The 18700-nt window shown below is 61.9% G+C and carries 17 protein-coding genes; 9 read left to right on the top strand and 8 right to left on the bottom strand.

Annotated elements, in window-relative coordinates; translation table 11 throughout:
- Positions 1-67: 67 nt before the first annotated feature.
- On the bottom strand, positions 68-445 hold the full coding sequence (gene mvaT, locus J3P91_RS05405; protein ID WP_305496444.1) for a histone-like nucleoid-structuring protein MvaT: 378 nt from the start codon (positions 443-445) through the stop codon (positions 68-70).
- A gap of 297 nt (positions 446-742) precedes the next feature.
- Here mvaT and purU point away from each other — a divergent pair, with 297 nt between their 5' ends.
- Together purU and J3P91_RS05415 are read left to right on the top strand one after the other, a co-directional pair.
- A complete protein-coding gene (gene purU, locus J3P91_RS05410) occupies positions 743-1591 on the top strand; it encodes a formyltetrahydrofolate deformylase (RefSeq protein ID WP_305496443.1) in 849 nt (282 codons plus the stop codon).
- A gap of 70 nt (positions 1592-1661) precedes the next feature.
- Entirely contained in the window at positions 1662-1841 is a 180-nt protein-coding gene (locus J3P91_RS05415) for a hypothetical protein (RefSeq protein ID WP_434602941.1), read from the top strand.
- Between the two features lie 4 nt (positions 1842-1845).
- Here the strand turns inward: J3P91_RS05415 and J3P91_RS05420 are convergent, their stop codons facing one another.
- Genes J3P91_RS05420 through J3P91_RS05430 form a run of 3 tightly spaced genes read right to left on the bottom strand, consistent with a single transcriptional unit; the run spans position 1846 to position 4743 of the window.
- A complete protein-coding gene (locus tag J3P91_RS05420) occupies positions 1846-2841 on the bottom strand; it encodes a lysylphosphatidylglycerol synthase transmembrane domain-containing protein (protein ID WP_434602942.1) in 996 nt (331 codons plus the stop codon).
- A complete protein-coding gene (locus J3P91_RS05425; protein WP_434602943.1) occupies positions 2838-3611 on the bottom strand; it encodes a DUF2334 domain-containing protein in 774 nt (257 codons plus the stop codon). The genes J3P91_RS05420 and J3P91_RS05425 overlap by 4 nt, the downstream gene beginning before the upstream one ends.
- 10 nt (positions 3612-3621) lie before the next feature.
- The gene (locus J3P91_RS05430) at positions 3622-4743 is read right to left on the bottom strand and encodes a glycosyltransferase family 4 protein (RefSeq protein ID WP_434569641.1); all 1122 of its coding nucleotides are present in this window, start codon (positions 4741-4743) and stop codon (positions 3622-3624) included.
- Positions 4744-5025: 282 nt separating this feature from the next.
- Here J3P91_RS05430 and J3P91_RS05435 point away from each other — a divergent pair, with 282 nt between their 5' ends.
- The gene (locus J3P91_RS05435) at positions 5026-6513 is read left to right on the top strand and encodes a helicase HerA-like domain-containing protein (protein ID WP_434602944.1); all 1488 of its coding nucleotides are present in this window, start codon (positions 5026-5028) and stop codon (positions 6511-6513) included.
- 272 nt (positions 6514-6785) lie between these two features.
- On the opposite strand, the gene J3P91_RS05440 is transcribed toward J3P91_RS05435, so the two are convergent.
- Positions 6786-7241, bottom strand: a complete 456-nt coding sequence (locus J3P91_RS05440) for a DUF721 domain-containing protein (RefSeq protein ID WP_434602945.1) — start codon at positions 7239-7241, stop codon at positions 6786-6788.
- A gap of 307 nt (positions 7242-7548) precedes the next feature.
- Between J3P91_RS05440 and secA the strand changes: the two genes are divergently transcribed.
- The 4 genes from secA (at position 7549) to J3P91_RS05460 (ending at position 13335) form a co-directional block, all read left to right on the top strand.
- Complete coding sequence (gene secA, locus J3P91_RS05445) at positions 7549-10290, top strand: preprotein translocase subunit SecA (protein ID WP_305496429.1); 2742 nt, start codon at positions 7549-7551, stop codon at positions 10288-10290.
- A 119-nt stretch (positions 10291-10409) separates the two neighbouring features.
- A complete protein-coding gene (gene argJ / locus J3P91_RS05450) occupies positions 10410-11627 on the top strand; it encodes a bifunctional glutamate N-acetyltransferase/amino-acid acetyltransferase ArgJ (RefSeq protein ID WP_434602946.1) in 1218 nt (405 codons plus the stop codon).
- A 134-nt stretch (positions 11628-11761) separates the two neighbouring features.
- Entirely contained in the window at positions 11762-12394 is a 633-nt protein-coding gene (locus J3P91_RS05455; protein ID WP_434602947.1) for a glutathione S-transferase family protein, read from the top strand.
- The gene (locus J3P91_RS05460) at positions 12391-13335 is read left to right on the top strand and encodes a Nudix family hydrolase (RefSeq protein WP_434602948.1); all 945 of its coding nucleotides are present in this window, start codon (positions 12391-12393) and stop codon (positions 13333-13335) included. The genes J3P91_RS05455 and J3P91_RS05460 overlap by 4 nt, the downstream gene beginning before the upstream one ends.
- 128 nt (positions 13336-13463) lie before the next feature.
- Here J3P91_RS05460 and J3P91_RS05465 read toward each other — a convergent pair whose 3' ends face one another.
- From J3P91_RS05465 to J3P91_RS05475, 3 genes are read right to left on the bottom strand one after another with little or no spacing between them, the layout of a single operon-like run.
- Positions 13464-14045 carry a cob(I)yrinic acid a,c-diamide adenosyltransferase gene (locus J3P91_RS05465; protein WP_434602949.1) on the bottom strand — a complete coding sequence of 194 codons (582 nt, stop codon included), beginning with the start codon at positions 14043-14045 and terminating at the stop codon, positions 13464-13466.
- 2 nt (positions 14046-14047) lie between these two features.
- Positions 14048-16084, bottom strand: a complete 2037-nt coding sequence (locus J3P91_RS05470; protein WP_434602950.1) for a sensor histidine kinase — start codon at positions 16082-16084, stop codon at positions 14048-14050.
- A 46-nt stretch (positions 16085-16130) separates the two neighbouring features.
- Positions 16131-17048 carry a putative 2-dehydropantoate 2-reductase gene (locus tag J3P91_RS05475; RefSeq protein ID WP_434602951.1) on the bottom strand — a complete coding sequence of 306 codons (918 nt, stop codon included), beginning with the start codon at positions 17046-17048 and terminating at the stop codon, positions 16131-16133.
- Positions 17049-17191: 143 nt separating this feature from the next.
- On the opposite strand from J3P91_RS05475, the gene J3P91_RS05480 reads away from it, so the two are divergent.
- Together J3P91_RS05480 and J3P91_RS05485 are read left to right on the top strand one after the other, a co-directional pair.
- Positions 17192-17677, top strand: coding sequence for a YajQ family cyclic di-GMP-binding protein (locus tag J3P91_RS05480; RefSeq protein ID WP_003205057.1), 486 nt, complete (start codon positions 17192-17194; stop codon positions 17675-17677).
- Positions 17678-17823: 146 nt separating this feature from the next.
- The gene (locus J3P91_RS05485) at positions 17824-18666 is read left to right on the top strand and encodes a mechanosensitive ion channel family protein (RefSeq protein ID WP_305496415.1); all 843 of its coding nucleotides are present in this window, start codon (positions 17824-17826) and stop codon (positions 18664-18666) included.
- The last annotated feature ends 34 nt before the right edge of the window (positions 18667-18700 follow it).

Here is an 18700-nt window from a genome sequence, read left to right on the forward strand (position 1 = left end):
GGCAACAAAAAACGCCAGCAATCGCTGGCGTTTTTTCTGTGTCGAGAACGCTTCGAACCGCCGGAGCTTAGCCCAGCAGGGTCGCCCAGCCTTCAACCACGTCGCCGCCCCACTTGGCTTTCCACTCTTTCAGAGTCTTGTGGTTGCCACCTTTGGTTTCGATGACTTCACCGTTGTGCGGGTTCTTGTATTGCTTAACTTTGCGAGCGCGCTTGGTGCCGGTAGTTTTCACAGCGCCACGCGGGGCTTTGCTCGACTTGGACTCTGGATCCAACAGGGCAATGATATCGCGCAGGGACTTGGAGTATTCACCCATCAGCGTGCGCAGTTTGCCTTCGAATTCCAGTTCTTTTTGCAGTTTGTCGTCTTTGGACAGGTCGGCCAGACGTTGTTGCAGTTCTTCAATGGCTTGTTTTGTAGCGTTGTATTCGGTGATCAGGGACATGGGGACTACCTTATGTAGGACGCTGGTGACAAGGAGACAGTGGGGTAATAGTAATCAGACAGTTTCATCAAGTAAACATTTAAGCAGTGTTTATTTAATTAATAGTGCGCTAGCACAGAGTGGACACCGTGAAATAAATAATGTGATGCAGTCTTCACATCTGTTCACGATAAAGCTTGCCATGCGGGCATTGGCAGTCCAGGTCAGCCACTGCTGGGCGCGATGTGTGATCGATACTGCAGTTTTGCCGCGCAATGGCTAGAATGGCCGCCTTTGCGAAGTTCTGGAGTTCCCCTAATGCGCACTTTTCGGCTGGTGATCGCTTGCCCGGACCGCGTCGGTATCGTTGCTAAAGTCAGTAACTTTCTGGCGTCCCATAACGGCTGGATCACTGAAGCAAGCCACCATTCGGACAATCAGAGTGGTTGGTTTTTCATGCGTCACGAGATACGCGCCGACTCGCTGCCCTTCGGCATCGAAGCCTTCCGCGAGGCATTCGCCCCGATTGCCGAAGAGTTTTCGATGGACTGGCGCATCACCGATACCGCGCAGAAAAAGCGCGTAGTGCTGATGGCCAGTCGTGAGTCCCACTGCCTGGCTGATCTGTTGCACCGCTGGCACAGCGATGAGCTCGATTGCGACATCGCCTGTGTCATTTCCAACCATGACGACTTACGCAGCATGGTGGAATGGCACGGCATCCCTTATTACCACGTACCGGTCAACCCGCAGGACAAGCACCCGGCGTTCGCCGAGGTCTCGCGGCTGGTCAAGCAGCACGACGCCGAGGTGGTGGTACTGGCCCGCTACATGCAAATCCTGCCGCCGTCACTGTGCAGCGAATACGCGCATAAAGTCATCAACATCCACCACAGTTTCCTGCCGTCGTTCGTTGGTGCCAAACCTTACCACCAGGCCTCGATGCGCGGAGTGAAGCTGATCGGCGCCACGTGCCACTACGTGACCGAAGAGCTGGACGCCGGCCCGATCATCGAGCAGGACGTGGTGCGTGTCAGCCACAGCGACAGCATTGAAGACATGGTGCGCTTCGGCCGCGACGTGGAAAAAATGGTCCTGGCGCGCGGCTTGCGCTATCACTTGGAAGACCGCGTACTGGTGCACGGCAACAAGACCGTGGTCTTCTGATCTATAGTCTTCTGACTCTATGTGGCAAGGGAGCTTTCTCCCTTGCCACCAACCTCGAGGCATGAATTCCATGACCGATCCCTTGGACAAAGCCACCGCCAGAGCGCCGGCGACCGTGGGCGAGGGTTGCCTGAGTCGCTACGATCCCGAAGCGCTGGGCCCGGAAGACGGCACCGAATTTCCCGACGCCGCCCAGTTGTGGGACGAAATGCACAAGCAGCCCCGGGACGACCCCGAGTCCAAGGGCTGACCTCTCAGGCTTGCCGCAGCTTCATGAGCTTCTTGATCAAAGGTCGCCCGACCATCATGAAGAACACCGGTCCTCCGGCCACCAGATAGAAGTAATACGTCACCGCCCGCCAGATCAGGATCGCTGCCGCCGCGGTGGATTTGCCCACCATCGGCGCCAGCAGCGCCGCCGAGGTCAACTCCGCCGCTCCGGCGCCGCCCGGCAACAGGCTGAACTGCCCAGCGCTGAGGGACAGCATCTGGATCAGGAAACTCCAGGCCCATTGCAGATCCGCGCCGAGTCCTTTTAATGCCAGGTACAGCACGCTATAGCGCAGGACCCAGTGCAGGCAGGTCAAGACGAACACCTGGAACAGCGTCTGGCGTGGCAATTTCAGAGTGTCGGTAAATGCCGCGAGGAAATTCAGGATCTTGCGTCCCCAGCGTCGACGGGTCACCGGCTTCACTCGCAAATGCCGCAGCAGCCGCGCGCCCAGGAGAATCAGCCGCCGATGGTAGCGGGCCACCAGCACGCAGCAGCAAAGCCCGCCGAATAATGAAACCGCGCTCAGCGCCAGCATCCATTCCATGCGCTGGCTGAGATTCTGGAAAAGTGCATAAAACAGGATGCCCAACAAGGCGCAGAGAAAAAACAGCAGGTCGCTCAACTGATCCATGGCGAACACCGCGCTGCCATGGGCGGGGCGCACGCCGTTGCGCGCGAGCAGCGCCATCAGCGTCAACGGCCCGCCACTGCCGCCGGGCGTCGCGCACATCGCGAACTCGGTAGACATCACTACGCCAATGCTTTTCAACCCGCCTATGCGCCCACGGTGTTCACCCAGCAGCAAGCGCAGGCGCACCGAGTTGAGGCCCCAGCAGAGTACGATCATGCCAAGCATGACCAGCAGCAAGGACAGCGGAAAGCGCTGCAGCCGCGACCACATTTCCCCGCCGCCCACGAGCATCGGGACCAATACCGCAATCAACAGGGCGGCGCCTAACCAGACCAGCCGTTTCATGCGGCACTGCTGACTGGCTGGCGCAGTGACGCCAGCCAGTCGATCTTGGTCATGGGCACGCGTCCGTCTTCAAGCAGGCGCTCCAGGGTTCGCAGCCAGTAGTCGCGGGAAAATCCGTGGCGCATGTCTACCGGGTGCAGGCCCAGGCGAATGACCGGTGCCTGACGCCAGCGCTGTTCACGCCGGTCGCTGATGACTTTCGACAGGCCTCGGCGCCAGGCACTGCGAGCGCTCCAGACCAGCCCCGGGGCGTCGATCGGCGTGAACTCCGGCAAGCGATAAAGGTGCTGGGTGTCGCTGGTATAACTCAACGGCAACTGGCGCAGGGCCTGGCGTGTGCCTTCGCTCATCAGCCAGGCCGGCGCGACGAAGCCTTCCAGCGGCCACTGGTAGCGCTGAAAGATTTCGATGCCGGCGCGAAGGCGGGCGAGGGCCGCTTCCTCGGACAGACCGAAGAACTCGCCTTCATGGGTGTAGACCCGGCGCATGAACCAGTCCTTGGGATGGAGCGCCGGCGGACCGTCATCACAGTGGTAATAACCGTGCAGCACCAGTTCATCGCCGCGTTCGACCCGGCTGTCGAGCATGCGCCGGAAGCCGGGATGTTTGTCGAGCGCGTTGGCGTGATGGAAGTCCGGCACCACCAGCCAGGTCATCGGCACCTGGCCGAGGGCGTCGACGGCTTCGACGAAGGGCTGGTAGTCGGGCCAGGTTTGCGGTGCGACATCGTGCAGCACCAGCAGCAGGCTGGATTGAGCGGTCATCGACATGGGCCTCGACTCAACCATTGGCCAGCAGGGGCATTTCTGCGCCGAGCACGCTGTAATAGTGGCCCAACAGACTATTGACCACCGAATCCCAGGCGTAATGACGTTCTACATGCCGGCGAGCTTTTGCGCCGCGTTGCTGGCAGCCTTCGGCGAACAGTTGCCGAACGGCATTGGCCATCGCCTGTGGATTGTCGGGCGCGCACAGCAGGCCACAGTCCTCGTGGACGATTTCATTGAAGGCGCCTGCCGCGACCGCTACCACCGGGATGCCGCTGGCCATCGCTTCGAGGATTACCAGCCCGAAGGTTTCCTGGTCGCCTGCGTGCAGCAGGGCGTCGGCGCTGGCCATCAGCCGGGCGACTTGCGGAGCCGGGCAGAATTCGTCGATCACCGTGACGTTGTCCGGCACCACGGCAGGCATCGAAGAGCCCACCAGCAGCAGGTGATAGCGTTCGCCCAGGCGTTTCATGCATTTGAGCAGCACCGGCAGGTTTTTTTCCTTGGAACCGCGACCGGCGAAAATCAGCAGGCGCGCATCCTCGGCGATGCCCAGCTCGGCCCGCAGTTCCGGGTCGCGAGCGGCGGGATTGAAGGTCTGCAGGTCTACCCCCAACGGCTGCACGTAGACATTTTTGACCCCAAGCCCGGTGAGTTTGTCGGCCATGACCTGGCTCGGCGCGAGCACCCGGTCGAAGTTGCCGTACAGTTTGCTGACATAGGCTTCGATATTGGGCGTGAACCAGTTGCCCATGCGGTTGCTTACCAGCAACGGCAGGTCGGAGTGATAAAAGCCGATCACGGGCACGTCCAGCTGTCGTCGGGCATCCAGGGCGGCCCAGGCGGTGAGGTAAGGGTCGCCGACCTCGATCAGGTCGGGCTGCAAGTCGCGCAGGACATTACGCCAAGGGGCCAGGCGCAGCGGGAAGCGGTAGCCCTTGCCAAAGGGCAGCGGAGGGGCCGGGACCTTGTAGATCCCATCCTGCTCGCTCAGATGCGCGCCGGGGATCAGAAGGCTATGGCGAATACCCGGCCGATTGCCCAGGCGCCGGTGCTTGGCATCCAGATAAGTGCGTACACCTCCGCTGGCGGGGGCGTAGAACATGGTTATGTCCGCTATATGCACGATGAACATCCCTCCGGTCTGTGTTCTCCCCTTGTTGACCTTGGGTAAGAATAGATGTTCGGTTGGGGTTGGGTGCAGTAAAGGAATGCGTTGTCGGGCACTCTTCGCGAGCAGGCTCGCTCCCACAGGGTTCTATGCTCAACATAGGCCCAAAGTGTGGGAGCGAGCCTGCTCGCGAATGGGCCAGTGCCGGTTGCAGGCTATTATTCTGCCGCTCGGGCCTTATTGCACCGGGCATGCTTTTATATAAGCGCGCAAAATGGCGTCATACCGCAAACCACAGGTGACCAAATGCCTGATTCATCGCAACTCGTTATCGGGGCCGACCTGGCCGGCCAACCTGTCGCCCAGGCCATGCGCCTGGCCAATCGTCATGGGCTGGTGGCGGGCGCCACCGGCACCGGCAAGACCGTCACCTTGCAGCGCCTGGCCGAGATGTTCAGCGATGCCGGCGTTGCGGTGTTCGCGGCGGACATCAAGGGTGACCTGTGCGGCCTCGGCGCCGCCGGCAATCCTCAAGGCAAGATCGCCGAGCGCATCGCCGGCATGCCCTGGCTCGGCCATGAGCCACAGGCCTATCCGGTGACCTTGTGGGATATCCACGGTCAGTCCGGTCATCCGCTGCGCACCACGTTGAGTGAAATGGGCCCGTTGTTGCTCGGCAGCCTGCTGGAACTGACGGACAGCCAGCAAGCGGCGTTGTACGCGGCCTTCAAGGTCGCCGACCGCGAGGGCCTGTTGCTGCTCGACCTCAAGGACCTGAAAGCGCTGCTCAATCACCTCAAGGACAACCCTGAATTGCTCGGGGACGACGCGGCCCTGATGACCACCGGTTCCAGCCAGGCCTTGATGCGCCGACTGTCCACCCTGGAACAGCAGGGCGCGGATGCCTTGTTCGGCGAACCGGCGTTGCAGCTTGAAGACATCCTGCAACCGGCCAGTGACGGCCGTGGCCGCATTCATCTGCTGGACGCCAGTCGTCTGGTCCATGAAGCGCCGAAAGTCTACGCGACATTCCTGCTGTGGCTGTTGGCCGAGCTGTTCGAGCAACTGCCCGAGCGCGGCGATGCGGACAAACCCTTGCTGGCGTTGTTTTTCGATGAGGCACATTTGTTGTTCGCCGGCACGCCCAAGGCATTGCAAGAGCGCCTGGAACAAGTGGTGCGGCTGATCCGCTCCAAGGGCGTCGGGGTGTATTTTGTCACCCAGTCGCCGGGCGATCTGCCGGACGACGTGCTCGCGCAGCTGGGGTTGCGCATCCAGCATGGCCTACGGGCGTTCACCGCCAAGGAACAGAAATCCCTGCGGGCGGTGGCTGATGGTTTTCGACCGAATCCACAATTCGATGCCCTGGCGGTGCTCACCGAGCTGGGCATCGGTGAAGCGCTGGTGGGCACCTTGCAGGAAAAAGGCACGCCGGAAATGGTCCAGCGTGTGCTGGTGGCGCCGCCGCAGTCGCGCATCGGGCCGTTGACCGCGGCTGAGCGTGCCGGGCTGATCGCCAGCTCACCGTTGCAGGGCCGTTATGACAAACCCATCGACCGCGAGTCGGCCTATGAAGTGCTGATGGGGCGCAAGGGGCTGGAGCCGCAGGCCGAAGCCGTGCCAGGCAAACCGGCCGCCGAGGAGCCGAGCTTCACCGAAAAGGCCGGGGAATTCCTCGGCACTGCCGCCGGCCAGGCGCTGAGATCGGCGATGCGCCAGGCGGCCAATCAGTTGGGCCGGCAGTTGGTGCGTGGGTTGATGGGGTCGTTGCTGGGGGGCAGCAAGCGGCGGTAGGCAGAAACCGAATCGCTCCCTTCGCGAGCAGGCTCGCTCCCACAGGAGATCTCCTGCGCGCGCAAATCTTGTGCCTCATGCAGATCCATTGTGGAAGCGGGCTTGCCCGCGAAGGCGGCCTGGCAGGCGAAAAATAGCCGGCTGACCTGCCGCCATCGCGAGCGAGCTCGCTCCCACAGGAGATTTCTGCCAGGCACAAAATGCCTGCCATCCCCAGATCCATTGTGGGAGCGAGCCTGCTCGCGAAGGCTATTCAAACAGCCGAAAAAATCTCAATCCTTGGGCCGCGCATGCGCCGCCAATCGCTCCAGCGCTGCCCGCAGGTTGGGGTCGCTGATGCCATCGGCCGTGGCCTGGATGGTGGCGGCAGCGTCGGTAGACAGATCCAGCGTATGACCCTTGGCGCCGACTAGCACCGTGGGCGGCTGGACCTTGAACAGGATTCGCGTCAGGTTGGCGAACTCCTCGAATGCCTGCAATTGGCGCAACAGGCGCTTTTGCTGGTAGCGCAGGCGCGTGGCCCAGTGACCGTCGGTGACGATCAGCAACAAACTGCCTTCCCGCCAGGACGCCACGTGACAATGCTCGCGCGCAGCGGGCTGTAGCTGGCTGTCGAGCAGGCGTTGCAAGTGCCCCAGGCGTCTGGCGTGGCCGAAGATGGCTTTCAGCGGCTTGGCTTCGCGCAGCAGAACGGCGGGCGCCTTGGCTGGCAGAGGGCGAAAGGCCATGGTTGATTACCGCAAGTGACAAAGGCGCCATGGTAGCAGAAAGCGCCGGATACGCCCGAGCCCTGCTGCCCGGAGGCTTTTACTCGCATAATCAATGAGTAACTTCTGCGTTTTGTGGGTTGAAGTTCGCGCAAAAGCCCTTATTTTAGGGAGGCCCCGTCACAGCGCTGTGCCAGCATCGTGGAATAACGCCACTTTCCTCTCCATCGTTTCCGGGTAGAATGCTCGTTCGCATGCGGCCATGAGGGCTGCACGGGCGACTCATGGGGCCGCCCTCCATCCCTTTAGTGTGGAAGATCCTGCCGATATGTTTGCGCCTTTGTTAAAGAAACTTTTTGGAAGCAAGAACGAGCGTGAAGTCAAACGCATGCTCAAGACGGTACAGATCGTCAATGCCTTCGAAGAGCAAATGGTGGCCCTTTCGGACGATCAGTTACGCGCCAAGACCGCCGAATTCAAGGACCGCATCGCCAAGGGCGAGACCCTTGACCAGATCCTGCCCGAAGCTTTCGCGGTCTGCCGTGAAGCCGGCAAGCGGGTCATGGGCATGCGCCACTTCGACGTCCAGTTGATCGGCGGCATGACCTTGCATGAAGGCAAGATCGCCGAAATGCGCACCGGTGAGGGCAAGACCCTGGTGGCGACCCTGGCGGTATATCTCAACGCACTGTCCGGCAAGGGCGTGCACGTGGTGACGGTCAACGACTACCTGGCCCGCCGCGACGCCAACTGGATGCGCCCGCTCTATGAATTCCTCGGCCTGACGGTCGGCGTGGTCACGCCGTTCCAGCCGCCGGAAGAGAAGCGCGCCGCCTACGCCTCGGACATCACCTACGGCACCAACAACGAATTCGGTTTCGACTACCTGCGCGACAACATGGCGTTCAGCATGGAAGAAAAATTCCAGCGCGAACTCAACTTTGCCGTGATCGACGAAGTCGACTCCATCCTCATCGACGAAGCCCGTACGCCGCTGATCATTTCCGGCCAGGCCGAAGACAGCTCCAAGCTGTACATCGAGATCAACAAGCTGATCCCGCAGCTTCAGCTGCACGTCGAAGAAGTCGAAGGCGAAGTGACCCAGCCCGGCCACTACACCGTCGACGAGAAGACCCGCCAGGTCGAGCTCAACGAATCCGGCCACCAGTTCATCGAAGAGATGCTGACCCGCGTCGGCCTGCTGGCTGAAGGCGAAAGCCTCTACTCGGCCCATAACCTGGGCCTGCTGACCCACGTCTACGCCGGCCTGCGTGCCCACAAGCTGTTCCATCGCAACGTCGAATACATCGTCCAGGACGGCCAGGTCGTACTGGTCGACGAACACACCGGCCGCACCATGCCGGGCCGTCGCCTGTCCGAAGGCCTGCACCAGGCCATCGAAGCGAAGGAAGGCCTGAACATCCAGGCCGAGAGCCAGACCCTGGCCTCGACCACGTTCCAGAATTACTTCCGCCTGTACAACAAACTGTCCGGCATGACCGGTACCGCCGACACCGAAGCGTTCGAATTCCACCAGATCTACGGCCTGCAAGTGGTGGTGATTCCGCCGAACAAGCCGCTGGCGCGCAAGGACTACAACGACCTGGTGTTCCTGACCGCCGAAGAGAAATACGCGGCGATCATCAACGACATCAAGGAAGGCATGGCCCAGGGCCGTCCGATCCTGGTGGGTACCGCGACCATCGAGACCTCCGAGCACATGTCCGCCTTGCTCGCCAAGGAAGGTATCGAGCACAAGGTCCTCAATGCCAAGTTCCACGAGAAGGAAGCCGAGATTATCGCCCAGGCCGGTCGCCCGGGTGCGTTGACCATCGCCACCAACATGGCCGGCCGTGGTACCGACATCCTGCTGGGCGGTAACTGGGAAGTCGAAGTGGCTTCGCTGGAAAACCCGACCCCCGAGCAGATCGCGCAGATCAAGGCCGACTGGCAGAAGCGTCACCAGCAGGTGCTCGAATCCGGTGGCTTGCAGGTGATCGCGTCCGAGCGTCACGAATCGCGCCGTATCGACAACCAGCTGCGTGGCCGTGCCGGTCGCCAGGGCGACGCCGGCTCCAGCCGCTTCTACCTGTCCCTGGAAGACAGCCTGATGCGCATCTTCGCCTCTGATCGGGTGAAGAATTTCATGAAGGCCCTGGGCATGCAGCCGGGCGAGGCGATCGAGCACCGCATGGTGACCAACGCCATCGAGAAGGCGCAGCGCAAGGTCGAGGGCCGCAACTTCGACATCCGCAAGCAGTTGCTGGAGTTCGACGACGTCAACAACGAGCAGCGCAAAGTGATCTATCACATGCGCAACAGCCTGTTGGCCGCCGACGACATTGGCGAAACCATCGCCGATTTCCGCCGCGAAGTGCTCGACGCCACTGTCAGCGCACACATTCCGCCGCAGTCGCTGCCGGAGCAGTGGGACGTTGCTGGTCTGGAAGCCTCCCTGCGCAGTGATTTCGGCGTGTCGTTGCCGATCCAGCAGTGGCTCGACGAGGACGATCACCTCTACGAAGAAACGCTGCGCGAGAAACTTCTGACCGAACTGATCGCCGCGTACAACGAAAAAGAAGACCAGGCCGGCGCCGAAGCGCTGCGCTCGTTCGAAAAGCAGATCGTGCTGCGGGTGCTGGACGACCTGTGGAAAGACCATCTGTCGACCATGGATCACCTGCGCCACGGTATCCACTTGCGTGGCTACGCGCAGAAGAATCCGAAGCAGGAATACAAGCGCGAGTCCTACACGCTGTTCTCCGAGCTGCTGGATTCGATCAAGCGCGACTCGATCCGGGTCCTGTCCCACGTTCAGGTTCGCCGCGAAGATCCGGTCGAAGAAGAAGCCCGCCTGCGCCAGGAGGCCGAAGCCCTGGCCGCGCGCATGCAGTTCGAGCACGCCGAAGCTCCGGGCCTGGAAGTGGTCCAGGCGATGGAAGAGGGCGTCGATGTGGACGTGGCCCTGGCCACCGCACCGGTACGCAACGAGCAGAAACTGGGCCGAAACGAGCTGTGCTATTGCGGCTCGGGCAAGAAATACAAGCATTGCCACGGGCAGATCCAATAAACCCGTTTCAACGCTGAACGACCTGCGCCGCGACAAGAGTCTCTTGCCGCGGCGTTTTGCCATTTGATTTGCCGTCTTGATGAAGGCGGTGCTGAAATAATTTTATAAGGAGCGCATTCATGGCTGTTGGTCTTGGTCCGTTGCCAACGTTGCACCCGGTTGCCGGTTTTCAACTTGGTATCGCCTCGGCGGGCATCAAGCGTCCCGGGCGCAAGGATGTGGTGGTCATGCGTTGCGCCGAGGGCTCGACGGTGGCCGGCGTGTTTACGCTCAATGCGTTTTGCGCCGCGCCGGTGATCCTGGCCAAGCAACGCGTGCAAGGGCCGGTGCGTTACCTGCTGACCAACACCGGTAACGCCAACGCCGGCACCGGCGCGCCTGGCCTGGCCGCCGCTGAGCGCACCTGCGCCAGGCTGGCTGAACTGACCGGTGTCGACGCCAGCCAGGTGCTGCCGTACTCCACGGGTGTGATCGGCGAACCGCTGCCGGTCGAAAAAATCGAAGGCGCGCTGCAAGCCGCCCTTGATGACCTCTCGGAAAACAACTGGGCCGCGGCCGCCACCGGCATCATGACCACCGACACCCTGCCCAAGGGCGCGAGCCGCCAGTTCCAGCACGACGGTGTGACCGTGACCGTGACCGGCATCAGCAAAGGCGCCGGCATGATCCGCCCGAACATGGCGACCATGCTCGGTTACATCGCCACCGACGCCAAGGTCTCCCGCCAGGTGCTGCAGGACCTGATGCTCGACGGCGCCAACAAGTCCTTCAACCGCATCACCATCGACGGCGACACCTCGACCAACGACTGCTGCATGCTGATCGCCACCGGCAAGGCCAACCTGCCGGAGATCACCGAAGCCAGCGGTCCGCTGTTCGCGGCGCTGAAACAGGCGGTGTTCGAGGTGTGCATGGAAGTGGCCCAGGCCATCGTCCGCGACGGCGAAGGCGCGACCAAGTTCGTTACGGTACAGGTCAACGGTGGTGGCAATCACCAGGAATGCCTGGACGTCGGTTATACCGTGGCGCATTCGCCTCTGATCAAGACCGCACTGTTTGCTTCCGACCCGAACTGGGGTCGTATTCTCGCCGCTGTCGGTCGCGCCGGGGTGCCTGAGCTGGACGTGAGCAAGATCGACGTATTCCTCGGTGAGGTCTGCATCGCCAGCCAGGGCGCCCGGGCGACGACCTACACCGAGGCGCAGGGCGCGGCGGTGATGCAGCAGGAGGAAATCACCATCCGCATCGAGCTGGGGCGTGGCGATTGCAGCGAAACGATCTGGACCACCGATCTGTCCCACGAGTACGTCAAGATCAACGCTGAGTATCGGACTTAAAACCGAGTCGTTCCATTCGCGAGCAGGCTCGCTCCCACAGGGATTCTGTGAACGCCGCAGATTCAGTGTGGGAGCGAGCCTGCTCGCGAAGGCGGCAGTACAAACACCCCCAGACCCACAAGAAAGGAATCCAAATGAGCCTGCACCTGATCATCGGCGATAAACGAGCTTCTTCCTGGTCCCTGCGGGGCGCGTTGGCCCTGTCGTTGACCGGCGCGAACTACACCGAAGAACTGGTCAGGCTCGGCCAGCCCGATACCCGCGAAAAACTGCTGAAGTATTCGGCCACGGCCAAGGTCCCGCTGCTCAAGACCGAGTTCGGGGTGATCGCCGACTCCCTGGCCATTGCCGAGTACCTGGCCGAGCAGTTTCCCGAGGCCGGTCTCTGGCCCAAGGATGTAGCGGCACGGGCCCAGGCTCGTTCGGCCTGTGCGCAGATGCACAGTGGTTTTTTTGCCATCCGCACCCACATGCCGTTCGACCTGGGCCGCGATGCGCCGTTGTCACCGATTCCGGCGGATGTGCAGGCGGAAATCCAGCGGATGCTGGCGTTGTGGGCAGAGTGCCGCGCGGCGGCTACCGAAGCCGGTCCCTACCTGTTTGGTACCCTGAGCCTGGCTGACGTATTTTTTGCGCCGATTGCCGTGCGCTTGCGCACCTACCAGGTGGAACTGCCGGAAGTCGACGCGGCCTACGTTGAAACCCTTTATCAATGGCCGGCCTTCAAAGCATGGCAACAAGATGGCCTGGAGGAAATCGCCCGGTGAAACGCGTACATGTAGCGGCGGCAGTCATTCGCGACGCCGCCGGCAAGATCCTGATTGCCCGCCGGGCCGATTCCCAGCACCAGGGCGGTTTGTGGGAATTCCCGGGGGGCAAGGTCGAGGCCAATGAGTCGGTCGAAGCGGCCCTGGCCCGGGAGCTTCTCGAAGAGTTGGGCATTGTCGTCGGCGCTGCCCGGCCACTGATCAAGGTGCGCCACGATTATCCGGACAAGCAGGTGTTGCTGGATGTCTGGGAAGTCTCGGCGTTCAGCGGCGAGCCCCATGGCGCCGAAGGCCAGCCGCTTGCCTGGGTGACGGCCCGTGAATTGACCAACTATGAGTTTCCAGCGGCCAATCAGCCGATCGTCGCGGCGGCCCGTTTGCCGGGCGAGTACCTGATCACCCCTGAAGGCCTTGAAACGCCCGCCTTGCTGCGTGGCATTCAAAAGGCTGTTGCTGGCGGGATCAAGCTGCTGCAACTGCGCGCGCCCAGCGGTTACGACCCGCAATACCGTGACCTGGCAGTGGACGCGGTGGGGCTGTGTGCCGGCAAGGCGCAATTGATGCTCAAGGGCCCGTTCGAATGGCTGGGTGACTTTCCGTCTGCCGGCTGGCATATCACCGCCGCGCAACTGCGCAAGCATGCGGCGGCGGGTCGGCCGTTCGGCACCGATCGCTGGCTGGCGGCCTCGTGCCACAACGCCGAGGAACTCTCCCTGGCTCAGCAGATGGGCGTGGATTTCGTGACGTTGTCACCCGTGCAACCGACCCAGACCCATCCCGATGCGCAGCCATTGGGGTGGGAAGAGGCTGCGCGACTGATCGAGGGGTTCGACAGGCCGGTGTATCTGTTGGGCGGGGTAGGCCCCGATCAGCGGCAGAAAGCCTGGGAAGCCGGGGCGCAAGGGGTGGCGGGGATTCGGGCGTTCTGGCCTGAAGCCTGATGCTGCGGTGAATTTGCTGGCCTCATCGCGAGCAAGCTCGCTCCCACACTGGATCCTCGGCGTTCATATAACATCTGTGGGAGCGAGCTTGCTCGCGATGGCGGCCTGACAGGCGATACACCTTTTGATCAACTCCCAGGCTTTGCCGCCGCCTCCCAAAGCACTTCCGCCACACCCTGGCGCCGGGCGATGACCCGCGCCGCCACGAACAGCAGGTCCGACAACCGATTGATATACGCCAGCCCCGGCCCGGCCAGTGGTTCCACCGCGTTCAGTTGCTGGCAACGGCGCTCGGCGCTGCGGGCCAGGCTGCGGCACACATGGGCCTGGGCGATCAGGGTCGAGCCGCCGGGCAGGATGAAATTCTCCAGCGGCCCCAACTCTTCATTCCATACATCGATGGCCGCTTCCAGGCGCGCCACTTCTGCATCGTTCAGGGCCTGATAGGTCGGCATCGCCAGCTCGCCGCCCAGGTCGAACAGCCGATGCTGACAAGGCGTCAGGATCTCGGTTACTTCCTTCAACGCCGGGTACCGTTCCGTTTCGACGGCAAGCCCGGCCAGCAACAAGCCCAGTTGGCTGTTCAGCGTATCCACTTCGCCGATGGCCTCGATTCGCGGATGATCCTTCGCCACCCGGCGACCATCCCCCAGTCCGGTTTCACCTTTGTCCCCGGTGCGGGTGTAAATCTTCGACAGACGAAAACCCATGTTCAGCGCTCCACTTGCTTGTGTTCTTGCGCCACCATCGAAGTGCCCGCCAGCGGCAGGCGCAGGGTGAAGCAAGTGCCTTGGCCCGGCGCTGATTGCACTTCCATCTGGCCCTTGTGGTTGTTGGTGATGATGAAATACGACACCGACAATCCGAGCCCGGTGCCCTGGCCGATCTCCTTGGTGGTGAAGAACGGCTCGAAGGTACGCTTGCGCACGTTCTCGCTCATGCCGATGCCGTTGTCCTCGACCTGGATTTCCGCCCACGGCGGATTCAGCCGTGTACGCAGGATGATACGGCCGGGCTCGCTGTCGTCCTGGCGTTGATGGATGGCCTGGGCGGCGTTTTTCAGCAGGTTGAGCAATACCTGCTCCAGTTCGTTGGCGGTACCTGGCACCGGGCCGAGGTTCGGGTCGAACTGGCGGATGATCGCCTGGCCCTTGAAGTCGAAACCGATCGCCAGGTCGAAGTCGTTACCGGCAATTTCCACGGCCTGGTCGATCAGTGCCGGCAGGTCGCAAGGCGCCATCTGCCTTGTGCTGCGGCGGCTGAAGCTGAGCATGTGGGTGACGATTTTCGCTGCCCGGGCGCCGGCCTGCTGGATGCCATCGAGTAACTGCGGGATCTCCCGGCTTTCCAGGTAGCGGTTGACCACCGGTAAATCGATCCCCAACTGCTCGGCCTGCTCAAGGTTCTTCGGCAATTCCGCAGACAGGCGTCGGCGAATATTCTGCACGTTGTGCAGGATCGCCCCCAGCGGATTGTTGATCTCATGGGCCATGCCCGCCGCGAGGCCGCCTACCGAGAGCATTTTTTCCGATTGCACCATCATTTCCTCCAGCGACAGGCGCTGGGTGATGTCATCGATGCGGATCACCACGCCGCGCCCGGCACCGCCCATCAAAGGATAAAAAGTCAGGGCGTAATGCCGGGCTTCATCGTCCTTGGTCCAGGTGACGCGCTCAATCTTGGCCACTGTGTGCTGTTCCACCGTCTGCTTGAGCTGCGGCAGGTACGGCTTGAGCGGCTCGAAGGCGAGGAAGATCGGCTGGTTCAGCGCCTCATCCAGCCGGGTGCCGGAAAGGGCGCTGGCCTCCTGGTTCCATTGCGTGACATAGAGCTGCTCGTCGAGGGCGATCAGCGCCGATGGCATGGAGTCGATGATGCTGTTGAGGTAGTTCTGGAAGCCGGTGAGTTTTTTCTCGATCTTGCTGCGGACCTGGACTTCCAGCTCCAGCTTGCGGTTGGTGTGACGGGTTTCTTCCGCCAGGCCCTGGGCCTGGTCGTAGGCGGCCTGGGAATCGTCCCGCGCGCGCTTGAGCTGCTGTTCCCGGGCTTCGATCCGCGAGAGCATGGTGTTGAACGCTTCGGCCAGGCTGCCGATTTCGTCGTGGTTGCCCCTGGCGGCGCGCAGGGAATAGTTTTCTTCGCGGGTGACCTGGCGCGACAACTCTTCGAGTTGATGGATCGGCTGGGTGATCAGCCGCTTGATCTGCTGGGCAATGACCAGCCACAACAGCACGCTGAAGATCAGGATGCCCAGGCTGGCGGTCAGGGTGCCGGTGTAGAACGCGGTGGGCAGTTCGCTGCTGGCCACCAGCAGGAGATGGCCGGGCGCCGTGCCGGGGCGGGGCAGGGTAATGACCTGGTTGCTGCGAAACTCCCCGGCCTGCCAGGCCTGCATGTTACGGAAATGCTCCGGCAACTTGAGCTTCTCGCCCTGTTGCAACTGGGCCAGGCGTACGCCGTCACCGTCATACAGTGCCGCTGCCCGCAGCGGCGCATAGCTGTTGAGTTCATCGAGCAGACGCTTGGCGCTTTGCGGCGATTGCAATGCGTCGGAGATCAGGCTCGGGTTGGCTACCAGTCGACCGATGGTCTGCAAGGCCTGGGGCGCCATGCTTTCCTGGGAAATGTAATAGGCCGCGCTGATGAAGGTCAGGTTGGCCACCAGCAGAACCGTGGTCAACAGTACCAACAGGGCCGCCAGCAGTTTCTGGCCGACCGGGAGATTTTCAAGGCGCTGGCGCAATGGCATCTGACTCGTCGCTGAAAGGGAACACGAGGGCCAGCGTAGCCGCTGCTCAGTCGCTGGGCAATCCGAGGTTGTCCAAGTGGGCAATCAGGCGCTGGCGCATCTGTTCGAGATGCGGCACCGCCACGTCATGGCGCCGCGCGACGGCGCAGGCATGGCCGAGCAGATAGCCGATTTCGCTACGTCGCCGGTTGGCAACGTCCTGGTACATGGAGGAATAGTTGGCGGCTGTGGCCTGGATCACCCGTTCCACCTCCGACTGTAAATCCTCGGCCGCCGCCGGCTGGCCGCAGCGTTCGAGCAGATCGGCGAGCTCCGCACAGAGGGTCGCCACTTCGCAGTGGTGTTCCTGCAAGCCACCGTTTTTGCATTGATGCAGTACCGTCAGTGGGTTGATTGCGCAGTTGAGCGCCAGTTTGCGCCACAGGCGGGTGAGGATGTCGGCGCTCCATTCGTGGGGAATGCCGGCCATGCCCAAATCATCCAGCCAGACCGGCGCCACCGGCTGGGCGGGGTCGCCCAGCCAGGTGTAGCCGTGGCCGGCGAACACCACGCGCCAGTCACCGTCGCGAAACGCGCCTTCGGTGCTGGAGGCGCTGATACAGCGGGCCTGGGGGACGCGGTTCGCCACGGCGTCCTGGCTGCCGAGGCCGTTCTGCAGCAGGATCAGTTCGCTCTCGCCATCCAGGCGATGGGCGACCGAGGCCACGGCCGCCTCCGCGTCATAGGCCTTGCAGGCCAGCAGCAAGCGTTTTATCGGTTCGAGGCCCTGCGCGGTTTCGCCTGGCACCGGGTAACACTGCGCCTGGCCTTGTTCCACCAGCGTCAGCCCTCCGGCCTCCCGGTAAGCCTGCAGCCGCTGTTCATTGCGCAACACCAGCCGCACCGGCAGGCCGGCCCGGGCCAGGCGCGTCGCCCACAAGGTGCCGAGGCTGCCGGCGCCCAGGACGTGCCAGGTGGTGGACATCAGTTTTTTACTCGGTTTGGCGCAGGCATCTGAGGCGCTCGCGGTAACGACGGGAAAAGACCCGTTATAATGAGCCCGATTTCAACCACAAGCCAAGTGCGCGCCTTTGTCATGAGCGCGCCTTTTTATTTGGAGAACACTACATGCCGTCATTCGACGTGGTATCCGAACTGGACAAGCACGAAGTCACCAACGCCGTTGAAAACGCCGTCAAGGAACTCGACCGTCGGTATGACCTCAAGGGCAAGGGCAGTTTCGAGTTCAAGGAAAAGGACCTGACCGTCAACCTGACCGCCGAGGCCGATTTCCAGCTCGAGGCGATGATCGAGATCCTCAAGCTGGCGCTGGTCAAGCGCAAGATCGACGTGCAATGCCTTGAGGTCAAGGATGCCTACGCCTCCGGCAAGCTGATGAAGCAGGAAGCCGTGCTCAAGGAAGGCATCGACAAGGAACTGGCCAAGAAAATCGTCGCTCATATCAAGGACGCCAAGCTCAAGGTCCAGGCCGCCATCCAGGGCGAGCAGGTGCGTGTCACTGGCAAGAAACGTGACGACCTGCAAGAAGCCATCGCCGCGCTGCGGGGCAAGGAATTCGGCATGCCGCTGCAGTTCAACAACTTCCGCGACTGACCCCTCGGTTATAGGGAACCACTGTGGCGAGGGAGCTTGCTCCCGCTGGGCTGCGTAGCGGCCCCTTTGATGGGTGCTGCGCCCCCAAACGGGAGCAAGCCCCCTCGCCACAAATGCCGCGCACAACAGGAACAAAGGAGAATTAGATGGACTTGAACGCTGAAGTAGACCACCTGGTCAAGGCCTCCCAGGCCTGGATACCGATGATCATGGAGTACGGCAGCCGCGTGTTGCTGGCAATTGTCACCCTGGCCATCGGCTGGTGGCTGATCAACAAGGTGACGCAGAAGCTCGGGGCGCTGCTGGCCCTGCGTAACGCCGACCTCGCGCTGCAAGGGTTTATCAGTACCCTGGCAAACATCATTCTGAAGATCCTGCTGATCGTCAGCGTCGCCTCGATGATTGGTGTGGAAACCACGTCCTTCGTCGCGGCCATCGGTGCGGCAGGCCTGGCGATTGGCCTGGCCTTGCAAGGCAGCCTGGCGAACTTCGCCGGCGGCGTGCTGATCCTGCTGTTTCGTCCGTTTCGCATCGGTGACTGGATCGAGGCCCAAGGCGTAGCCGGAACGGTCGACAGCATCCAGATCTTCCACACAGTCCTGCGTACCGGCGACAACAAGACGGTCATCGTGCCCAACGGCAACCTGTCGAACGGCATCATCACCAATACCAATCGGCAGCCGACCCGCAAAGTGGTGTTCGACGTGGGCGTGGATTACCAGGCTGACCTGCAAAAGGCTCGGGAAGTGTTACTGGAATTGGCCAAGGATGAACGGGTGTTGACCGATCCTGCCCCTGAGGCGGTGATTTCTACCTTGGGCGACAGCTCGATCACTGTTTCGCTGCGCATCTGGGTGAAGACGGCGGACTACTGGAACGTGATGTTCATGCTCAATGAACAGGCGCGCGACCGCTTGAAAGATGCCGGTATCGATATTCCGTTTCCACAGCGTGTGATCCGGGTGGTTCAGGAATCTGCATCGGCCTGATCGATCTGATTTTTGTTCAAGCTTCAGCGCAATA

Origin of the sequence: Pseudomonas sp. Z4-7, from assembly GCF_051131965.1 — a bacterium.
Classification (GTDB): Bacteria; Pseudomonadota; Gammaproteobacteria; order Pseudomonadales; family Pseudomonadaceae; genus Aquipseudomonas.

Coding starts and splice junctions, on each gene's coding strand:
- mvaT (WP_305496444.1), bottom strand. CDS start 445: ATGTCCCTGATCACCGAATACAACGCTACAAAACAAGCCATTGAAGAA.
- purU (WP_305496443.1), top strand. CDS start 743: ATGCGCACTTTTCGGCTGGTGATCGCTTGCCCGGACCGCGTCGGTATC.
- J3P91_RS05415 (WP_434602941.1), top strand. CDS start 1,662: ATGACCGATCCCTTGGACAAAGCCACCGCCAGAGCGCCGGCGACCGTG.
- J3P91_RS05420 (WP_434602942.1), bottom strand. CDS start 2,841: ATGAAACGGCTGGTCTGGTTAGGCGCCGCCCTGTTGATTGCGGTATTG.
- J3P91_RS05425 (WP_434602943.1), bottom strand. CDS start 3,611: ATGTCGATGACCGCTCAATCCAGCCTGCTGCTGGTGCTGCACGATGTC.
- J3P91_RS05430 (WP_434569641.1), bottom strand. CDS start 4,743: ATGTTCATCGTGCATATAGCGGACATAACCATGTTCTACGCCCCCGCC.
- J3P91_RS05435 (WP_434602944.1), top strand. CDS start 5,026: ATGCCTGATTCATCGCAACTCGTTATCGGGGCCGACCTGGCCGGCCAA.
- J3P91_RS05440 (WP_434602945.1), bottom strand. CDS start 7,241: ATGGCCTTTCGCCCTCTGCCAGCCAAGGCGCCCGCCGTTCTGCTGCGC.
- secA (WP_305496429.1), top strand. CDS start 7,549: ATGTTTGCGCCTTTGTTAAAGAAACTTTTTGGAAGCAAGAACGAGCGT.
- argJ (WP_434602946.1), top strand. CDS start 10,410: ATGGCTGTTGGTCTTGGTCCGTTGCCAACGTTGCACCCGGTTGCCGGT.
- J3P91_RS05455 (WP_434602947.1), top strand. CDS start 11,762: ATGAGCCTGCACCTGATCATCGGCGATAAACGAGCTTCTTCCTGGTCC.
- J3P91_RS05465 (WP_434602949.1), bottom strand. CDS start 14,045: ATGGGTTTTCGTCTGTCGAAGATTTACACCCGCACCGGGGACAAAGGT.
- J3P91_RS05470 (WP_434602950.1), bottom strand. CDS start 16,084: ATGCCATTGCGCCAGCGCCTTGAAAATCTCCCGGTCGGCCAGAAACTG.
- J3P91_RS05475 (WP_434602951.1), bottom strand. CDS start 17,048: ATGTCCACCACCTGGCACGTCCTGGGCGCCGGCAGCCTCGGCACCTTG.
- J3P91_RS05480 (WP_003205057.1), top strand. CDS start 17,192: ATGCCGTCATTCGACGTGGTATCCGAACTGGACAAGCACGAAGTCACC.
- J3P91_RS05485 (WP_305496415.1), top strand. CDS start 17,824: ATGGACTTGAACGCTGAAGTAGACCACCTGGTCAAGGCCTCCCAGGCC.